15 protein-coding genes are annotated in these 13,404 nt (G+C 72.0%); 4 read left to right on the top strand and 11 right to left on the bottom strand.

Annotated elements, in window-relative coordinates; all coding sequences use genetic code 11:
• Positions 1-322: 322 nt before the first annotated feature.
• Complete coding sequence (locus ABZ860_RS01885; RefSeq protein WP_357213672.1) at positions 323-1,153, bottom strand: DUF6745 domain-containing protein; 831 nt, start codon at positions 1,151-1,153, stop codon at positions 323-325.
• 185 nt (positions 1,154-1,338) lie between these two features.
• On the opposite strand from ABZ860_RS01885, the gene ABZ860_RS01880 reads away from it, so the two are divergent.
• The gene (locus tag ABZ860_RS01880; protein WP_357213669.1) at positions 1,339-1,677 is read left to right on the top strand and encodes an Imm51 family immunity protein; all 339 of its coding nucleotides are present in this window, start codon (positions 1,339-1,341) and stop codon (positions 1,675-1,677) included.
• Positions 1,678-1,792: 115 nt separating this feature from the next.
• Here the strand turns inward: ABZ860_RS01880 and ABZ860_RS01875 are convergent, their stop codons facing one another.
• Together ABZ860_RS01875 and ABZ860_RS01870 are read right to left on the bottom strand one after the other, a co-directional pair.
• Complete coding sequence (locus ABZ860_RS01875) at positions 1,793-2,392, bottom strand: sugar O-acetyltransferase (RefSeq protein WP_357213666.1); 600 nt, start codon at positions 2,390-2,392, stop codon at positions 1,793-1,795.
• Positions 2,393-2,547: 155 nt separating this feature from the next.
• Entirely contained in the window at positions 2,548-3,153 is a 606-nt protein-coding gene (locus ABZ860_RS01870; protein ID WP_357213663.1) for a TetR/AcrR family transcriptional regulator, read from the bottom strand.
• Positions 3,154-3,295: 142 nt separating this feature from the next.
• Between ABZ860_RS01870 and ABZ860_RS01865 the strand changes: the two genes are divergently transcribed.
• The 3 genes from ABZ860_RS01865 to ABZ860_RS01855 are packed head-to-tail and all read left to right on the top strand — an operon-like array spanning position 3,296 to position 6,877.
• On the top strand, positions 3,296-4,738 hold the full coding sequence (locus ABZ860_RS01865; RefSeq protein ID WP_357213660.1) for an MFS transporter: 1,443 nt from the start codon (positions 3,296-3,298) through the stop codon (positions 4,736-4,738).
• 29 nt (positions 4,739-4,767) lie between these two features.
• On the top strand, positions 4,768-5,556 hold the full coding sequence (locus ABZ860_RS01860; RefSeq protein ID WP_357213658.1) for an SDR family oxidoreductase: 789 nt from the start codon (positions 4,768-4,770) through the stop codon (positions 5,554-5,556).
• Between the two features lie 46 nt (positions 5,557-5,602).
• Positions 5,603-6,877, top strand: a complete 1,275-nt coding sequence (locus tag ABZ860_RS01855) for an SGNH/GDSL hydrolase family protein (protein ID WP_357213656.1) — start codon at positions 5,603-5,605, stop codon at positions 6,875-6,877.
• An 87-nt stretch (positions 6,878-6,964) separates the two neighbouring features.
• Here ABZ860_RS01855 and ABZ860_RS01850 read toward each other — a convergent pair whose 3' ends face one another.
• The 8 genes from ABZ860_RS01850 to ABZ860_RS01815 form a co-directional block, all read right to left on the bottom strand.
• On the bottom strand, positions 6,965-7,324 hold the full coding sequence (locus ABZ860_RS01850) for a hypothetical protein (RefSeq protein WP_357213654.1): 360 nt from the start codon (positions 7,322-7,324) through the stop codon (positions 6,965-6,967).
• A gap of 76 nt (positions 7,325-7,400) precedes the next feature.
• Positions 7,401-8,261 (bottom strand): TIGR03619 family F420-dependent LLM class oxidoreductase, encoded by an 861-nt coding sequence (locus tag ABZ860_RS01845; RefSeq protein WP_357213651.1) that lies wholly within the window; start codon positions 8,259-8,261, stop codon positions 7,401-7,403.
• 73 nt (positions 8,262-8,334) lie between these two features.
• Positions 8,335-9,366: an ABC transporter ATP-binding protein gene (locus ABZ860_RS01840; protein WP_357213648.1), complete on the bottom strand. Its 1,032-nt coding sequence runs from the start codon at positions 9,364-9,366 to the stop codon at positions 8,335-8,337.
• A complete protein-coding gene (gene modB, locus ABZ860_RS01835) occupies positions 9,363-10,133 on the bottom strand; it encodes a molybdate ABC transporter permease subunit (protein WP_357214714.1) in 771 nt (256 codons plus the stop codon). The genes ABZ860_RS01840 and modB overlap by 4 nt, the downstream gene beginning before the upstream one ends.
• A 35-nt stretch (positions 10,134-10,168) precedes the next feature.
• Positions 10,169-10,936 (bottom strand): molybdate ABC transporter substrate-binding protein, encoded by a 768-nt coding sequence (modA, locus tag ABZ860_RS01830; protein ID WP_357213646.1) that lies wholly within the window; start codon positions 10,934-10,936, stop codon positions 10,169-10,171.
• Between the two features lie 11 nt (positions 10,937-10,947).
• The gene (locus tag ABZ860_RS01825) at positions 10,948-11,358 is read right to left on the bottom strand and encodes a helix-turn-helix transcriptional regulator (protein WP_357213643.1); all 411 of its coding nucleotides are present in this window, start codon (positions 11,356-11,358) and stop codon (positions 10,948-10,950) included.
• A gap of 81 nt (positions 11,359-11,439) precedes the next feature.
• Positions 11,440-12,036 (bottom strand): class I SAM-dependent methyltransferase, encoded by a 597-nt coding sequence (locus tag ABZ860_RS01820; RefSeq protein ID WP_357213640.1) that lies wholly within the window; start codon positions 12,034-12,036, stop codon positions 11,440-11,442.
• Positions 12,037-12,267: 231 nt separating this feature from the next.
• Positions 12,268-13,392: a HupE/UreJ family protein gene (locus ABZ860_RS01815; RefSeq protein ID WP_357213637.1), complete on the bottom strand. Its 1,125-nt coding sequence runs from the start codon at positions 13,390-13,392 to the stop codon at positions 12,268-12,270.
• Positions 13,393-13,404 lie beyond the last annotated feature (12 nt).

Raw genomic sequence — 13,404 nt, 5'->3', positions numbered from 1 at the left:
ATCGTAGCCGTAATAGTCGGCGCCGTTGCCGCTGCCCTGATCAGCGCCACCGCCTCCGCTCCCGCCCACGCGCAGCCCCCGTGGTGGTCGTACCAGGACGAATTCGGAGACGCGGGCCTGTACCAGGTCCATTACGAGGACGGGCGCCCCTATACGGTGGAACTCTGCTGGACCTACGAATGGGGCCAGGTCCCCTGCGGCCGGTATTTCTGATCGATCGACCGGGCCCCGCACTGGGGTCCGGTCAGGCTCAGATCACCAGTCCTCTGTCCTCGGGCCGGCCGGGACGAGACACCCTGTCCCGTCCCGGCCGGCCCCTGGGTCATGCCAGCAGCGGGTGCCAGCCGTCGCGGTAGCGGACGCCACCGCGACGGAGCCGGACCTCGTCGTGCCAGGTGCCGGGGACAGGTTCGGTGCGGACCAGCTCGGGTCGATCCACCACGACGCACACGTCCTCGCCGGGCCACCACCAGCCGCAGGAGCGAACCAGTGTGGCCCAGTGGCCGAGGTGCTCGAGCTCGTCCGGCCCGTAGGAGGCCAGTCCGAGCCGGTGCAGGGCGTCGTAGTAGGCGACCCACGCCGCGTCCTGCTGCCCGTACCAGCACGCCGGTACGGGCCCGCCGCCGGCGAGCGTGCTACGGATCGGCATGCGGAATCCGTGTGCGAGGCTCCGGTGCAGTGCGGTGCGGATGCCTTGGTGCAACACCACACCCAGGGGAACGCCGGCGTCGAGTGCCCTCAGCGGTGGCAGTTCGGGCCAGGGCTCGCCCCGTTTACCCTTCCGCGTCGGGGACAGCTCAGGGTCGGTGTGGGAGACACCGGCGCTGAGTGCGCCGCGAAGCTGGGACTCGAGCATGGCCAGGTCACTGGCCAGGGGTGGTGTGCCCCGCGGATGAGGATCCCGGATCCACCCGTAGAGCTGGTCGAGAGTGGGCAGACCGGCGACAAGCGGGATCGCCTTGTCCGGTGAGTCGACCCATTCGAACCGGGGCTTGGGGCGGGAGATCCTTGCGTAGATCGCAGTCAGGCTGTTCTCGACGGCCCGCCGGTCGGCCGGCCGCGTGGACAGACCGTGGTCGAGCCATTCCTGCCGGATCTTGACGGCTTCCTGCCACCGGTCGTGAGCGCTCTTGCCGCTCCGGACGTCGGCCACAGGTTCAGCGGCGGCACAGCGCCGCGTGAGCGCGCTCAACGCGCGTGGGCGTCGCCGCCCTTTCGGTTGGAGATCATGCCTCGATGATGACCTGTGGACCCCGATACGCGCAACCACTCGATCACCACCCTCCCGACGCTGGCGGCTGCCTTGCGGCTCGGGACCGAGAGTGACAACATGCGCCGATGCAACCATTGAGGCTGATCGAGTCGGCCCCGGAAGAGTACTCACTGTTGCTGGACGCGGGAAGCACGCAGGTCGACGACGTGATCGAGGAGCTCGGTCACACGCCGAACGGATATTTCTGGGAAGGCGTCGCGCAACTGCTCGTCAGCACCGAGGCCCCCGCCCTGGAAGGCCGGTTCTCGTACGACCCCGAAGGCGGCATGTTCTGCGCGTACGGAAAGGACCGCGGCGCGCTGGAGGAGCTGGGCACCCGGATGGCGGCCGTCGCGGCGGACGCCGACCGCATGCGGCGGCTCGTCGCGGACGCCGAAGCGGGCGGTTTCGAGTTCGACGACTGATCGGCAAGCCCGCCGACCGGCGGATACGCCGGATGCGCCGGCAGCCGGTCAGGACGCGGCTGCCGGCGATCACCCCGCCGGCCGGCTCGACGCGTTCACGCGAGGTCGGGTGCGCCTACAGGGCGTCGGGGCGCCAGCCGGTGGCGTCCTGCTCGGTGATCTCGCGCAGGATCCGGGCGGGGTTGCCGGCGGCGATGACGCGTGCGGGGACGTCCCGGGTCACGACGGCACCGGAGCCGACGATCGCGCCGTCGCCGATGGTCACGCCCGGGTTGATGGTGACCCCGCCCCCGATCCACACGCTGTCGCCGATGGTCACGGGCTTGGCGTAGCAGCCCCCGGCGGCGCGCTCGTCAGGATCGATGGCGTGGTTGGAGGTGTAGATGCTCACGCGCGGCCCGAGCAGGACGTTGTCGCCGATCGTGATTCGTGCGCCGTCGAGCATGACCGCGTCGAAGTTGGCGTAGAAGTCGGCGCCGACGCTGATGTTGTAGCCGAACTCGCACCGGAAGGTGGGCTCGAAGTGGGCGCCGGGGCCGACGTGGCCGAGCAGGTCACGCAGGAGGGCCTCGCGGTGGGCCTGGGGAGCGCCGAAGCTGTCGTTGTAGGCGTTGGTGAGCAGCACGGCACGCCGGCGGGCGGCGACCAGTTCGTCGGTCAGGTCGTTGTACATCCGCCCGGTGAGGATGTGGGCGCGCTGTGCCTCGAGGCTCACGGTTTTCTCCTGCCGCGTTCGGTCTTCGCCGGCTGCGCGGCCGATTTCGAGCCGAGGCCGCGCGGCGCCGGGTCGGTGCTCGTCGAGCATCAAGTGTCGCGGAGCCGGCGACATCACCGGCGCCAAGGGTGGCCGTCGTCCGTCACGGGCGGGCGTCAGGTGAGGGCTCCGGCGCGGGCGGCGGCCAGCGCCGCCGCCGCGGCGCGATCCGCCGCGGCCTCGTCCAGAGGCTCCCCGGTGTTGAGCAGGGCGTAGTACAGGGGTGCGGAGACGGCGGCGATCACCCGGCGTGGGTCGGTGGCAGGCGGTAGGTCTCCTCGTTCGACGGCGTCGGTGACGCAGCCGGCCCATTCGTCGATGCGTACGGCGTAGAAGCGGCGCAACGCCTGCGCCGCCTGGTCGTTGCAGAGTGAGGCGGCGATCAGCGCCTTGAACAGCCGCCCCTGCCGGGGATCGGTCAGAGTTTTGAGGACCAGGCGGGCGTTGTCGCGCAGATCCTGGTCGATGTCGCCGTTGCGCGACCGGGGCAGGGATCGTTCGGCCATGTCCTGGAGGAGGTCGGCGGCGAGCGCGCCGGGCGTGCCCCAGCGACGGTAGAGGGTGGTCTTCCCGACTCCCGCGATACGGGCGATCTCGCCGAGGTCGAGCCCTTCGAAGCCCTTCTCGGCCAGCGTGTCGGCGGCGGCTTCGAGGACGGCCTCGCGGACGCGGGCGGTGCGTCCACCCGGGCGGACGGCACCGGGCGGTGGAGTGGCTGCCATGGCGGATCCTTCCCAAAGGCACACTATCGGGACCACAGTTCCCTTAAGGCGGCATGCGGTGCTACTGTCGTCCTCAGTCTAACGGGACGACAGACCCGTTAAGTCGATGCAGTGTCTCCATGCCCGAAGGGACGTCCCTGCTATGTCCACCACGAAATCCCTGCCCGCGGCCGCCGTCCACGAGGCGCCGCCGCGGCGTCTGACCGGTCGCCTGAAGGTCGTCCTCGCGGTGCTGCTGGTCGCCCAGTTCATGCTGGCCGTCGACTTCTCGATCCTGAACGTGGCGCTGCCCGCGATCGGCGACGACCTCGGGTTCTCCCTGGCCGATCTGCAGTGGGTCGCCACCGCCTTCGCTCTGTGCGCGGCCGGCTTCACTCTCTTCTTCGGCCGCATCGGCGACCTGATCGGCCGCAAGCGCATCTTCCTCGGCAGCCTCGCGCTCCTGGGCGTGGCCTCGCTCGCCGGCGGGCTCGCCCCGACCCCCACGATCCTCATCATCGCCCGCGTCGCCCAGGGGCTCGCCACCGCCGCCGCCACCCCGGCCGGGCTCGCCCTGCTCACCACGTCCTTCCCCGAAGGCCCCCTGCGCCAGAAGGCCCTGGGCCTCAACGGCGCGCTCATGTCCGCCGGGTTCACCGCCGGCGCCGTCCTCGGCGGCGTGCTCACCGACCTGCTGTCCTGGCGCTGGGCCTTCTTCATCAACGTCCCCGTCGCCCTGGCCGTGCTCCTCGTCGCCCCCGCCGTCATCGCCGAGTCGCGCCCCGCCGCCCGCCCCAAGGTCGATCTGCCCGGCGCGCTGTCGGTCACCCTGGGGCTGCTCGGCGTCGTCTACGGCCTGACTCGCGCCGGCGAACACGGCTGGAGCGACCCCCTCGCCCTGACGGGCCTGCTGGCCGGGGCGGTCCTGCTGGTCGTCTTCTATCTCGTCGAGCGCAGGACGGCCCAGCCCCTGGTCCCGGTGCGCGTGCTGCGCAAGCGCACCGTGGCCTGGGGCAACGTGCTCGGACTGCTCGCCTTCGTCACCGAGACGTCCCTGGTGTACCTGCTCACCCTGTACATGCAGAAGACCCTCGGCTTCTCGGCCCTCGCCGCCGGGCTCTCCTTCGGCGTCCTGGGAGCCGGGACCGTGACCGGCGGCATGCTCGCCCCCAAGGCGATCGCCCGCGCCTCCACAACGGCCGTCCTGATCGGCGGCGGGCTGCTCCAGGCCGTCTTCACCGCCGTCCTGGTCTTCCTGGGCGACACGCCGGCCTCGATGGGGCTGCTGCTGCCCGCCACCTTCCTGGGCGGCGTCGGCAACATGCTCGTCATCGTCGGCTTCATGGTCACCGCCACCACCGGGCTCCCCGACCACGAGCAGGGCCTGGCCACCGGCCTGGCGTCGATGTCCCAGCAGGTCGGCATCACCATGGGAACCCCGATCATGTCCGCGATCGCCACCGCCACGGCCGGGGGCGTCGTGTCCGCCGGCCCGATCCTGCACGGCGTCACCACCGCCATCGCCGTCAACGCCGTCCTCGTCCTGCTCGGCGTCCTCCTCGCCGCGGTGTTCCTGCGCACACGACGCGACCGCGCGCACGCCTGACCGATCCCTCCCCCCTCACGGAGCACATCATGGACCTTCAGCTCACCGGCAAAGTGATTCTCGTGACCGGTGCGACCAGCGGCATCGGCCTCGCGACCGCGCGGTTGCTCGCCGCCGAGGGGGCGCACGTCGCGGCGCTGGCGCGCGGCGGCTCCGCCCTCCCCGCGCTTCCGCCCGGCACGCTGCTCATTCGCGCCGACCTCACCGACCCGGCCACCCCCGCGCATGCGATCGCGCAGATCACCGACCGGTACGGCGGGCTGGACGGCTTGGTCAACAACGCCGCCTCCCTGACCTCCCGCGAGTCCTTCGCCGCCATCGACGACGACCAATGGCACGCCACGTTCGAGCTCAACCTGCACGCGGCGGTCCGGATGACCAGGGCCGTGCTGCCGATCCTGGAGAAGAACCCGGGGGGAGGCGCCATCGTCCACGTCGCCAGTGAGGCGGCCCGCCTGCCCGACGTCTCGATCGCGGACTACGCCGCGTCCAAGGCGGCGCTGCTGTCGGTGTCGAAATCCCTGGCAGGCGCTCTGGGCCCGGCCCGGATACGCTCCAACGTCGTCTCCCCGGGGCCCACACGCACCGCGCTCTTCGACGCTCCGGGCGGCTTCGCCGACCAACTGGCCCAGCGCTTCGGCATGTCGCCGGCGGAGGCCGTCGACCACTTCGTACGCGCCGAACGGCGACTGCCGACAGGGCGCATCGGTACCCCGGAGGAGGTGGCCGGGGTGATCGCCTACCTGCTGTCACCCCTCGCGGCGCAGGTCACCGGCGCCGAGTGGGTCATCGACGGAGGAGCCCTGCGCCAGTTGTGAACGCCGCCGTCCGCGCAAACTCGAGTTCCATAGACAGGAGATCGTCGTGAACCCCTTCGCAGCCAAGACCGGCACCGCGCTCGCGGCACTCATGATCACCCTCGGCGCGCCTGCGGCCGCCGCCGTGCCTGCCCAGGCCCGCGCCGAACGGCCGGCAGGCTGGCAGGCCGCGTGGATGGCCGCGCCGCAGCGGCCCAGCACCGGTTTCGAACCGAACTGGTCGGAGGAAGGCTTCAGCGGCCAGAGCGTGCGCCAGGTGGTCAGGCTCACCACCGGCGGCTCGTCGCTCCGCGTCCGCTTGTCGAACGACTACGGCCCCTCCGCCGTCCGCCTGACCGGAGCCACCCTGGCCTACGCCGGTCGGGGAGCCTCGGTGCGGCCGGAGTCCATGCGGCGGCTGACCTTCGCGGGCGCCGAGGCGGCCGACATCCCGGCCCGCGGCTCCCTCGCCAGCGATCCGGTGCGGCTCCGCGTGCAGCCGTTCCAGTCCGTGGCCGTCACGCTCTACTTCGCCGGCACCACAGGACCGGCGACTTTCCACGCACAGGCGTACGCCGGCAGTTACCGGGCGCAGGGCGACCACCGCACCGACACCACGGCGGACGCCTTCACCCAGGTGACCCACTCCTGGTACTACCTGTCCGGCGTCGACGTCACCGGCGGGAACGACCAGGGGAAGGACGCGGTCGTGGCCTTCGGCGACTCCATCACCGACGGGTTCGGCTCGACCACCGACGCCGACGGCCGCTACCCCGACGAACTGGCCGAGCAGCTCGCCGCCCGGGGCCGGGCCCGGCCCGTCCTGAACGCCGGCATCGGCGGCAACCTGCTGCTGCACGACTCGGCCTGGTATGGCGACGGCTCGGCGGCCCGCTTCCGCCGCGACGTGCTCGACCAGCCCGGTGTCGGCACGGTGGTCGTGCTGCAGGGCGTCAACGACATCGGGTTCAGCGAGTCCGACACGCCCACGTACAAGCCCGCGCCCGTGGTCTCGGCCGACGAGCTGATCGGCGGATACCGCCGGCTCATCCGGCTCGCGCATGCCAAGGGCGTCAAGGTGGTCGGGGCGACCCTGCTGCCCTTCAAGCGCTCCGACCACTGGGGCGAGCACGCCGCCGCCGTCAGCGACGCCGTCAACCAGTGGATCCGCACCAGCCGCGAGTACGACGCCGTCGTCGACCTCGACCGCGCCATGGCCGCACCGGGCGACGCCGACCTGCTCAACCCCGCCTACGACAGCGGCGACCACCTGCATCCCAACGACGCCGGCTACACCGTCATGGCCCGCCTCATCGCCGACGAGCTGACCACGATGAGGTGAGGCTTCGGACGCCCCTTCACGGGAAACACCGTTCCTCACACAGGCGACCGCGCGCACGCCTGAACGGCCACTCCCCTCTTCCTCGGCTCACCGCACGGCGAGCCACCGCCAGCGGGGCAGTTCGAGCACCACGGTGATCGCGGCCAGCACGGTCACCGGCACGGCGGCGAACGCGGGCCAGGCGACCCACGCCGCCGCCACCGCCGCCGCGAGCTGCACGAGGACCAGCGCGATGGTCACCGGCCCGGGCACCGCGACGATCACGTTCCGCTTGTCCCCCGGCGTGGACAGCAGCGTCGGCAGCCCGATCAGCACCACGACCGACAGCACGGCAAGCGGCACGGATCGCGAGGCGATGGCCCACGGTGTCGCGACCCAGGCGACCAACTCGGTGGCGAACCGGAACACGGACGCGAGGCGGTCGTCCGGCCGCAGAGTAGAGGACATGCGCGCAATGTACCGTTCTCCGCACATGTGACCGCGAACCGGATCACGCTGCCCCGCATCGCCCCGCGCCGAGCGGTCAGTCCGTACGCGGAAGGGCGAACCGCTGGGCGAACGCGGACATCTCGTCCTGCTGCCGCTCCGGTTCGGTGGAAGAGGGGCTGACCACGATGCGGGTCACGCCCTGGGCGGCGTAGGCCTCGACGCGTTCGGGGGACATGTCGATCGACCCCCAGCGGGTGTACTCCAGCGCATCGGGATCGCGACCGGCCGCGGCGGCCTCGGTCCGGGCCAGCTGCCACTGGACGGCGCGTTCCTCCGGGGTGAGCGCGCCACCCGGGAAGTAGCCGTCGCCGCGCCGCCCGGCGCGGCGCGCGGCGGCCCGGCTCGACCCGCCCACATGGATCGGCAGGTGGGTGACGCCATGGGGCTTGGGATAGCTGCACGCGTCGTCGAAGCCGAAGAACTCGCCGTGGAAGCCGACGCCTTTCTCGTCCCCCTCCCACAGCAGCCGCAGCACGTCGATGGCCTCGTCGGCACGGCGTCCGCGGGTGCGGAAGTCGACCCCCGCCGCCTCGGCCTCGCCGGGCAGGGTGCCCAGCCCCACCGTCAGCAGCCGCATCCGCCCACCGGACAGCACGTCGATGGTCGCCAGGCGCTTGGCCAGGACCACCGGGTGGTGGTACGGCAGCAGCAGCACGGCCGTGCCGAGCAGGAGGCGTCGCGTGGCCGCCGCGACGAAGCCCAGGCAGTCGAGCGGGTCGGGGTAGGGCAGCGTCGGCGGGATCTCGTAGGGGCCGATCGCGGCGCCGGGATACAACACGATGTGTTCCGGCAGGTACAGCCCCTCGAAGCCACATGCCTCGGCATGGCGGGCATAGGCCACCAGTCTGTCGGGGTCGAGCCCGTCGGCGGTGGAGTAGGCGATCGCGAATTTCATGGGGCTCCTCGGGCCGGTGTTCGCGATCACGCTAGAACCTTGACGCAGGCGTCAAGGCAAGGGCGGAGCCGGCTCAGGCCGGGTAGGCGTGCGTCTCTGTGGCCTTGACGGCGGCCCAGACGTCCTGGCCCGGGGTGAGGTCGAGGTCGGCGGCGGCCGCCGGGGTGACGTCGGCGAGCAGCGGGATCGGCCCGTGGAGGTGCACGCGGACGTTGTCGCCGTGTCGTTCGATGCCGTCGATGACGGCCCGCCACAGGTTGCGGGGGCTCCCGTCGGGGCGGGTGCGGTAGAGGGCCACGGCGGACGGCGGGAAGGCGACGAAGGCGGGCCCCGTCAGGCGTTCGGCGCTGCTGAAGCGCACGTCGCCCACGACGACGTGGTTCCCGTCGGCCTCCCCCCGATAGAGGTTGAGGCCGACGAGGCGGGCGACGTAGTCCGTACGCGGATGGCGGGCGATCTCGCTCGGGGTGCCGGTCTGCACGACGGCGCCGTTCTCGATCACCACGAGCCGGTGGGCCAGGACCATCGCGTCGAGCGCGTCGTGGGTGACCAGGATGGTCGCGCCGTCGAAATCGGCCAGGTGGCGACGCAGCTCGGCGCGGATCTCCAGCCGGGTGTGGGCGTCGAGGGCGGCCAGCGGCTCGTCCAGCAGCAACAGACGGGGCCGTACGGCCAGCGCGCGGGCGAGGGCGACGCGCTGCGCCTGGCCGCCGGACAGCCGCCCGGGGCGGACGTGGGCGTGATCGGCGAGGCCGACGCGGTCGAGCAGCCCGGCGGCGACCCGGCGGGCCGCCGCCTTGCCGAGCCCCTGGCAGCGGGGGCCGAAGGCGACGTTGTCGAGGGCGGACAGGTGCGGGAACAGCAGGTAGTCCTGGAAGACCACCCCGATCCTCCGCCGTTCCGGCGGCAGGCGGTGCACCTCGGCGCCGTCCAGTTCGACGCGCCCGCCGCTCAAGGGGGTGAGCCCGGCGAGGCCGCGCAGCGCGGTCGTCTTGCCCGCGCCGTTGGGACCGAGCAGCGCCACCACCTCACCGGCCGCCGCGCCGATCTCGACGTCCAGGCGGAAGGCGGGACGTTCGACGACCAGGTGGGCCCGCATGGTCATGCGGCGCCCGCCCAGCGGTCGCGCAGCCCGGCCAGCACGATCACCGAGACCGCGAGCAGCACCAGGCTGAGCACGATGGCGGCGTCCGGATCGGTCTCCAGCGCCAGGTAGACGGCCAGCGGCATGGTCTGCGTGCGGCCTGGGAAGTTTCCGGCGAAGGTGATGGTCGCGCCGAACTCGCCCAGCGCGCGGGCCCAGCACAGGACGGCGCCGGCCAGCACGCCGGGGGCGACCATGGGCAGGGTGACCCGGCGGAAGACCGTCCAGCGGGAGGCCCCCAGGGTCGCGGCGGCCTCCTCGTAGCGCTGGTCGGCCGCGCGCAGCGCCCCCTCCACGGCGATGACGAGGAACGGCATGGCGACGAACGCCTCCGCGACGACGACTCCGGCGGTGGTGAAGGGCAGGGAGACGCCGAAGGCGTCGTACAGCCACTGCCCGGCGAGCCCGCGGCGGCCGAGCACCAGCAGCAGTGCGACGCCGCCGACGACCGGCGGCAGCACGAGCGGCACGGTGACCAGCGCGCGCAGCAGCCGCCTCCCCGGCAGGGTCGTACGGGCCAGCAGCCAGGCGAGCGGCACGCCGAGCAGCAGGCAGACCGCGGTCGCGACGGTCGCGGTCACCAGGGAGAGCCGCAGGGCCTCTAGCACCCGCGGCTCGGCCAGCCGCTCCGGCAGGGTCGCCCAGGGGGCGCGGGCCAGCAGCCCGGCCAGCGGGAGGACGAGGAAGGCCAGCCCCGCGAGCGCGGGCACCAGCAGCGGCCACGGCATGCGCGCCCGCGGGCCCCGCACTCGTACGTGGCCGCTCACGGCGCCTGGAAACCGGCCTTGGTCAGCACGTCCCTGCCCTCCCGCGACAGCACGAGATCGACGAACTGCCCGGCCAGATCGGGCGCGGGCGCCTTGGTCAGCGCCGCGATCGGATAGTCGTTGACCGCCTGGCCGGCTTCGGGGAAGTCGATGCCCTTGACCTTCCCCGCGGCGGCGATCACGTCGCTGCGGTAGACGAGCGCCGCATCGACCTCGCCGAGCCGCACCTTGGTGAGCGTCGCCTTGACGTCCTGCTCCAGGGTCACGGGGGTGACCTTGAGGCCGGCGGCGTCCAGCGCCTTGGCCGCCGCCGCGCCGCAGGGCACCTGCTCGGCGCACAGGGCGACCTTGACCTTCGGGTCGGTCAGGTCCTTGAGCGACCCGACCTTGGCCGGGTTGTCCTCGGGGACGGCGATCTGGAGCGTGTTCTTGGCGAACACGGTGGGCGCTGCGGCCAGCCCGGCGTCGGTGACCGTCTTCATCGTGGCCGGGCTCGCGGCGGCGAAGACGTCCGCGGGGGCGCCTTGCGTGATCTGCTGGGCCAGCGTCGCGCTGGAGCCGAAGTTGAAGGTGACCTTCGTGCCGGAGTGGGTGCTCTCGAACCGCCTGCCCAGCTCGGTGAACGTCTCGGTCAGGGACGCCGCGGCGAACACCGTGAGCGCCTTCGAATCCCCGGCGCCGGAGGCAGGGGCGGGGGCGGAGCCGCATGCCGCCAGGCTCAACGCCGAGGCGAGGACGGCGGCCAGGCAGAGACGTCTGAGCACCACAGCTCCTTCTACTGATCGGCGACGCGCGCGTGGCCGGGGATCTCGACGACGACGTTCGTGGACTTGACGACTGCCACGGCCATCACCCCCGGCTCCAGGCCGAGCTCGTCGGCCGCCTGGCGGCTCATCAGCGAGACCACACGGAACGGCCCGGCGGCGATCTCCACCTGGGCCATCACCGCGTCCCTGATCACCTCGGTCACGATCCCGCGTAAGCGGTTGCGCGCCGAGGAGACTCCGGTGCGCTCGTCCGCCTCGGTCTGCGCCCGGGCGAACGCGGCGAGGTCGGTGCCGGCGATCAGGCGGTGGCCGTTCTCGTCGCGGTGCGCGGCGAGCCTGCCCCCGTCGACGAGACGCCGTACGGTGTCGGCGCTGACGCCGAGCACAGCGGCCGCTTCACTGATCCGGAACGTCGTCACGGGCACCACCTTACGCCGCATTTGCTGACCTTGAGACTTCTATTCGATCGCAGAAGCTCTGTCATTTATCGCATTCGTATCTCATCTGCGAGCCAGCGCCAGATAGCGCTCCTCGGTGTCGTGGTAGTCGAGCAGGGTCCAGCCGGCGGTGTCCAGCAGGGGACGGAGGTTGTGCTCGGCCCGGATGTCGTCGGGGGTCAGGCTGCGGCCGCGCCGGGCCGCGAGCACCGCACGGCCCACGGGGTGGAACAGCGCCAGCCTCCCGCCGGGGCGGGTCACCCGGGCCAGCTCGGACAGCACGGCCGCCGGCCGGAGAACGTGGGAGATCAGCCCGGAGGCCAGCACGCCGTCGGCCACCTCGTCACGGAGCGGTAGCCGCCCGACGTCGGCGATCAGCAGCCGGCCGAACTCACCCCGTCCCCGCTCGCGGGCCGACCGGAGCATCTCCGGGGTGACGTCCACGCCCACCACCTGTCCGGCGGCCCCGACGGCGTCCCGCAGCAGGGGGAACGCACGGCCGGTGCCGCATCCGGCGTCGAGGACCAGCCCCCCGGCCGGCAGGGCCATCTCGGCGATCGCGGCGGCGAAGGCCGGGCCGTCGTCGGGATACTTCTCCTCCCAGGTGGCCGCCTTGGCGGCGAAGAACTCCCTGGTCTCCTGGAGGGATCGATCGTTCATGGTCTTCGGCTCCTCAGCGGAAGGAGATGGAAGAACGATTCGACCACGGTGCGGGCCCGTCACGAAGCCGATCGCCCGTTCGCCGCCCGGCCGGACGTACGGCTACGGGAACGAGGTCAGGGCCGCCAGGGCGCTGCCGGGGATGCGGATCCGGGCTCCGCTCGCCGGCGTACGGCGCCGGAGAGAAAGCCGCGCTACACGTCGATCGTCACCAGCACCGACGAGGCCCGATCACAGGGAGAAGGTGATCCGATCGACGCACCAGTAGAGGCCGACCGCCACGATGGGGACCGACATGGCGGCGGTCACCCAGCGCACCGCGGACGTACGGCGCAGGAGCACCAGCAGCGGGAAGAGCACCACGATGATCAGCAGTTGGGTCGCCTCGATGCCGGCGTTGAAACTCAGGAGCGACAGGAGCAGCTCCCACGATCCCTTCTCGTCGATGTCCAGCGCGCTCGCGAAGCCGAGCCCGTGCACCAGGCCGAAGGCGAAGACGATCGGCAGCCGCCACCTGCCCAGTTTGTCCTCGTCGCGGCCCAGGAGGTTCGCGACGGCCACGACGATGATCGACACCGCGATGACCGGCTCGACGATCCCCGCGGGGACGTCCACGATCCCCAGCGCCGCCAGGAGGAACGTGATGCTGTGTGCGGCCGTGAAGGCGGAGGCCGTGACGACGACGTCGCGCAGGCGGCGGGCGCCGATGAGCAGGGCGAGCAGGAAGAAGATGTGGTCGAGGCCGGACAGCAGGTGCTCGGCGCCGAGCAGGAAGAACTCCCCGATCTGGTGCGAGGCCCGGTGCCCGCCGACCCGCAGCGTCGGGTTCCCGGCGGTCAGGACCGCGGAGCCCGTCGTGCCGTCGAGCGTGTAGCCGACGATCGTCTCCGTGCTGTGCACGAAGCTCTCGGCGTCGGGGAAGAGCGCACTTGAGATCGCGTGTCCTCCCCTGCCGTCGCCCGCGCAGTGGTAGTCGAGGGTCAGCACCGCGTAGGCCACGTTGTCGCGGTCGCGCACGCCCGCGTCACCCACCGGCATGGGCGTGCAGGGCGTGTCGCCGTACGCCACGGCGAAGCGGCGCGTGACGTAGTCGACGACGGCGGCCTGGTTCTTCTTGAGCTGGCGGAGTTGCTCGGTCCGCTCCTTCGCGTCGTACGCCTCGGCGTACAGCCAGGCCGACTTCATGAGGAGGTCGTACTCCAGGTCGAGCACGACTCTGACGTCCGCGCCCGTTCCGGTCACCGTGGCGTGCGCCTTGGTGGTCGCGTTGTGCGCCGCCGCCGGAGCGCAGAACGCCATCAGCCCGCCGAGGGCGAAGGTGAGAGCGAGGACGGCGGCGGACAGCCTGCGAGACATGTCTCGTGCTCC

This window comes from Microbispora sp. NPDC046973, from assembly GCF_040644495.1.
GTDB lineage: Bacteria > Actinomycetota > Actinomycetes > Streptosporangiales > Streptosporangiaceae > Microbispora.
Note: the sequence above shows the minus strand (reverse complement) of the source record. Positions and strands in the feature narration are given on the sequence as shown.

Coding starts and splice junctions, on each gene's coding strand:
- ABZ860_RS01880 (WP_357213669.1), top strand. CDS start 1,339: ATGCAACCATTGAGGCTGATCGAGTCGGCCCCGGAAGAGTACTCACTG.
- ABZ860_RS01870 (WP_357213663.1), bottom strand. CDS start 3,153: ATGGCAGCCACTCCACCGCCCGGTGCCGTCCGCCCGGGTGGACGCACC.
- ABZ860_RS01865 (WP_357213660.1), top strand. CDS start 3,296: ATGTCCACCACGAAATCCCTGCCCGCGGCCGCCGTCCACGAGGCGCCG.
- ABZ860_RS01860 (WP_357213658.1), top strand. CDS start 4,768: ATGGACCTTCAGCTCACCGGCAAAGTGATTCTCGTGACCGGTGCGACC.
- ABZ860_RS01850 (WP_357213654.1), bottom strand. CDS start 7,324: ATGTCCTCTACTCTGCGGCCGGACGACCGCCTCGCGTCCGTGTTCCGG.
- ABZ860_RS01845 (WP_357213651.1), bottom strand. CDS start 8,261: ATGAAATTCGCGATCGCCTACTCCACCGCCGACGGGCTCGACCCCGAC.
- ABZ860_RS01840 (WP_357213648.1), bottom strand. CDS start 9,366: ATGACCATGCGGGCCCACCTGGTCGTCGAACGTCCCGCCTTCCGCCTG.
- modB (WP_357214714.1), bottom strand. CDS start 10,133: ATGCCGTGGCCGCTGCTGGTGCCCGCGCTCGCGGGGCTGGCCTTCCTC.
- ABZ860_RS01820 (WP_357213640.1), bottom strand. CDS start 12,036: ATGAACGATCGATCCCTCCAGGAGACCAGGGAGTTCTTCGCCGCCAAG.
- ABZ860_RS01815 (WP_357213637.1), bottom strand. CDS start 13,392: ATGTCTCGCAGGCTGTCCGCCGCCGTCCTCGCTCTCACCTTCGCCCTC.